Annotated in this window: 3 protein-coding genes; all 3 read right to left on the bottom strand. The window is 60.2% G+C overall.

The genetic code is table 11. From position 1 onward, the window contains the following. Positions 1-53 precede the first annotated feature (53 nt). The 3 genes from EKL30_RS18690 to EKL30_RS18680 all read right to left on the bottom strand — a co-directional run bounded on the left by EKL30_RS18690 (position 54) and on the right by EKL30_RS18680 (position 2,480). The gene (locus EKL30_RS18690) at positions 54-1,508 is read right to left on the bottom strand and encodes an IS66 family transposase (protein ID WP_233583272.1); all 1,455 of its coding nucleotides are present in this window, start codon (positions 1,506-1,508) and stop codon (positions 54-56) included. 238 nt (positions 1,509-1,746) lie between these two features. Continuing rightward, the gene (gene tnpB / locus EKL30_RS18685) at positions 1,747-2,079 is read right to left on the bottom strand and encodes an IS66 family insertion sequence element accessory protein TnpB (RefSeq protein ID WP_158618446.1); all 333 of its coding nucleotides are present in this window, start codon (positions 2,077-2,079) and stop codon (positions 1,747-1,749) included. Continuing rightward, complete coding sequence (locus tag EKL30_RS18680) at positions 2,076-2,480, bottom strand: transposase (RefSeq protein ID WP_158618445.1); 405 nt, start codon at positions 2,478-2,480, stop codon at positions 2,076-2,078. The genes tnpB and EKL30_RS18680 overlap by 4 nt, the downstream gene beginning before the upstream one ends. Positions 2,481-2,592: the final 112 nt, after the last annotated feature.

The raw sequence follows: 2,592 nt of genomic DNA, 5'->3' as shown, positions 1-2,592 counted from the left end.
GTAAGCGTTCGGGCAACCCGTCTCGATGGATCGATGGAGTTAACACTGTTAACTCAACAAGAGGGTTTCCAGTTATGCGGCAGCAGTTCGCTGATCCGGCTGGCCGGTTGTGTGGGCAGGCGTGTGAGGATGTTCTTCAGATACGCATAGGGATCATGGCCGTTGAGTTTGGCCGATTGGATCAAGGTCATGACGGCGGCGGCACGCTTTCCGGCACGCAAGGAACCGGCGAACAGCCAGTTGTTGCGACCGATGGCAATGGGTCGGATCTGGTTCTCGATCCAATTGTTATCAATCGGCAACTGCCCATCATCCAGGTAACGCGTCAGCGCCACCCAGCGTTTCAGGCTGTAGTCCAGAGCTTTGGCCGTGGCCGAACCATCTGGCACGCGCTCTCGCTGCGCCCGCATCCAGGCATGTAAGGCATCGGCCACAGGCTTGGCCTGCTCCTGTCGTCTTTGCCTTCGCTCGTCGGTAGTCAGGTTTTTCACCTGACGTTCGATTTCGTAGAGCTGGCCCATGTACTGCACGGCTTGTTGCGCGAGCTGGCTCTTGGCGGCCACGTGCAAGTCGAAGAACTTGCGCCGGGCGTGCGCCATGCAACCAATTTCGGTGATGCCCTGCGTAAAACATGCTTTGTAGCCCACGTAGTCGTCACACAATAGACTGCCTTGCCAATCGCCCAGGAAGGTGCGGGCATGCGCGCCGGCCCGGCCGTCGGTAAAGTCGTAGACGACGGCCCGCAGGTCTTCGAAGGCGCCAGGCGCGTAGGCCCAGAGGTAGGCCCGGTGCGTTTTCTTCGTGCCCGGTTGGAGCATTTGCACGGGTGTTTCATCGGCATGGACCACACGGTGTGCGAGGATCGCTTCGCGAAGCGCATCGGCCAGTGGCTGTAATTGCACGCCACACACGCCTACCCATTCGGCCATCGTGGAGCGCGCAAGCCTCATGCCGGCGCGCTCGAAGATCTTCTCCTGGCGGTACAGCGGCAGGTGATCCGCGTACTTGGCTACCAACACTTGAGCCAGCAACCCCGTGCTGGCGAGTCCCTTGTCGATGACGTGGGCCGGCACCGGTGCCTGCGTCAGCGTCTCGCATTGCTTGCAGACCCATTTGCCACGGATATGGCGCTCCACGGTAAAGAGACCGGGCGTGTAGTCGAGTTTTTCGGATACGTCTTGGCCGATGCGCTGCAACTGGCAGCCACATTGGCATGTGGTGTTCTCGGGTTCGTGACGATGCTCAACCCGTGGCAGGTACTCGGGCAGCACCGCGCGCTTGGGCTGCTGCACGGCTCGGGCGAGCGGTTCGCCGCGTAACACGTCAAGTTCGGCTTCGATGGCGGCGATATCTGCGCACACCGTCTCTTCCAACAGACTGCCTTGCATGCCGGAGAGCTGTTCGCCACGCTTGCCGAACTGGTAACGGCGCAGGCTGGCAATCTCGTGGGTGAGCTGCGCGATCTTGGCCTCTTTAAAGCGGATGTCATCGCGGTGCGTCGCGAGCATCTGTTCGCGACGCACCAGGAGCTGGCGCGTTTCTTCTAACGCTTGCTCGTGGTGCAGCAACTGCTCAGCGGTGTGGGCTAGCGTTTGTTCCTTCTCTCCCAGCGCCGCCATCAGGCCGCGAACCTTCTCGCGCAAGGCATGCGCGTCAAGTTCGTCGAGGTTTGGGGCAGAAGCAATCATAGCCATTAGTGTGCCATGCCACGTTTGGGCGGTGCCATTGGCGCATGCCCCGATTGCATTACAGGATGTCGATGATCCCACCTGGGCCGATGCGCTGCCATGGCAGGCCAATGACGAGCGCTTGCAGCTGCTCATCGGTTAATCCCACGTCAGGTGTACCGGAGCGCGGCCAGGTAAAGCGCCCTTTATGCAGGCGCCTAGCGGCCAGCCAGATCCCCATGCCGTCGTGCACCAGCACCTTCATTCGATTGGCTCGCCGGTTGGCAAAGAGATAGGCATGGTGGGGCTGTGCCGCACCGAAGACGGTGACGACGCGCGCCAACGCGGTCTCCGTGCCGGCGCGCATATCCATGGGATCGACGGCCAGCCAGATTTGATCAATGCGAATCATTTCATCAACTGGCGTAGCCACGATGCACACTCGCCCGACGCATGGATGGGCCAGTTCACCCTCGCAACGATATCGCCGCTGCATAGTTCAATATTGATGGAGCCTTTACCTGAGGGGGTGGTAGCCACACGCTGGGGCATGGTGATTGGAATAAAGCCGCCGCAGTGGTCGGGTGCGCCCACCTGCAAGGCTGATCCCGATACCGGTTCGGGCAATGTCTGTCGACCGCCGCGCTCATGCTCGGCGACCCATCGTCGCAGCAGATTCGGATGAAGGTCATAAGCGCGGGCGACGGCGGCAATGGACACACCCAGTTGCTTGCAGCACTCGATGACTTCATCCTTAAATTGCGCCGTGTAGTTGCGCCGGCGGCGTCGGCCTTCAATCTCTTCACGTTCCATGGTGCGCATTTCTCCACCTGCTGGGTTGAACTACTCCACGATCGAGTAGTGGAGAAATGCATACTGACGAAATCTGAAGCCCGATTCAATGTGTGTTCGGCGGACGCTTACT

Origin of the sequence: Candidimonas sp. SYP-B2681, from assembly GCF_003971065.1 — a bacterium.
GTDB lineage: Bacteria > Pseudomonadota > Gammaproteobacteria > Burkholderiales > Burkholderiaceae_B > Pollutimonas.
Note: the sequence above shows the minus strand (reverse complement) of the source record. Positions and strands in the feature narration are given on the sequence as shown.